Here is a 1,324-nt window from a genome sequence, read left to right on the forward strand (position 1 = left end):
GCTCGTTCGAGCTGGGGAACCCATTCGCGCGGCGCACAGACGAAGCCGACGCGCAGACCCGTCGCGACACTTTTCGACAAGCTCGACACATAGACCGTCGTCTCCGGAGCAAGCGATGCCAACGGAGGTGGCGCGCCTTCCGCCAGGAACGCGTAGGCCGCGTCCTCGATGAGGATCAGTCCATGTCGTCGGGCGATGGCGACCAGTTCCCGACGTCGCCGCGCGCTCATCACCCAGCCAAGCGGGTTGTGCAGCGTCGGCATGGCGTAGACGGCGCGTACTCGTCGCTGCTTGCACAGGGCCGCTAACGCGTCCAGATCGGGTCCGTGCCCAGCGGCCGGGATCGGCGCGAGTTCCAGTCGATTGGCCTCGGCGGCCAGTTTGAATCCCGGGTAAGTCAGCGCGTCCACAGCCACCACGTCGCCGGGCTCGAACAACGCCATGGCGGTCGTCGTCAGCCCGTGCTGTGCGCCGCTTACGAGCAATGTCGTTTCGACCGTTGCTGCCAGACCCCGGCTGGCCAGGTGGCGCGCCACCGTCGCCCGCTCGTGCTCGCGCCCGCCGTGGGGCTGGTATCGCAGCAGTGACTCCAGGTCACCGGCGGCCGCGAGCTGGCGCAGCGCCGCCCGGAGAAGGTCTGCCTGATCCGGCAACGAGGGATAGTTGAAGCTCAGGTCTACTGCGTCCGCGCTCCAGGCATGCAGGTCAATGCCTTGAGCGCCAGGGAGAGGCTCCTTGACGAACGTGCCGCGGCCGGTTTCGCCGCTCACTAAACCCATCGCTTGAAGTTCCGCGTAGACACGCGTGGCCGTGACCAGCGCCAGGCCTTCGCGAGCAGCCAGGTCGCGGTGCGTAGGCAGACGTGTCCCGGGACGCAGGCGGCCTGCACGGATATCGGCCGCGAGGTGGTCGACCAGTTGTTTGTAGCGCGGCTGAGGCATGCCTGAATGTATCCATGACAATTATTTGATTGTATTGATTATCGGCCCTACCATGGCGTGACACAACGTCTCCACCCGCACGAGGACGCCATGCACATCGCCATCCTGACCTTTGAAGGCTTCAATGAACTCGACTCGCTGATCGCGCTCAACATACTCAGCCGGGTCAAAAAGCCCGGCTGGCGGGTTTCGATCGCCAGCCCGGCAGCGAGGGTGCGTTCAATGAACGGCGTGGTGCTGGAGGCGCAAGCGTCGCTGAAGGACGCGTGCGACGCCGACGCGGTGCTGGTCGGCAGTGGGATACACACCCGGGACGTTGTCGCCGATGCCGCGTTGATGTCGCAGCTAAGGCTTGACCCGACGCGCCAGTTGCTGGGCGCGCA

At 65.6% G+C, this 1,324-nt stretch carries 1 protein-coding gene and 1 pseudogene; one reads left to right on the forward strand and one right to left on the reverse strand.

Annotated features, from left to right (window positions below):
* A partial coding sequence (locus P3T21_RS38390; RefSeq protein WP_429261056.1) for a PLP-dependent aminotransferase family protein occupies positions 1–941 on the reverse strand: 941 nt, incomplete at its 3' end.
* A gap of 90 nt (positions 942–1,031) precedes the next feature.
* Between P3T21_RS38390 and P3T21_RS38395 the strand changes: the two are divergent.
* Positions 1,032–1,324, forward strand: a pseudogene (locus P3T21_RS38395) (AraC family transcriptional regulator); the annotation flags it as partial.

The organism is Paraburkholderia sp. GAS334 (assembly GCF_050436625.1).
Taxonomy (GTDB): domain Bacteria; phylum Pseudomonadota; class Gammaproteobacteria; order Burkholderiales; family Burkholderiaceae; genus Paraburkholderia.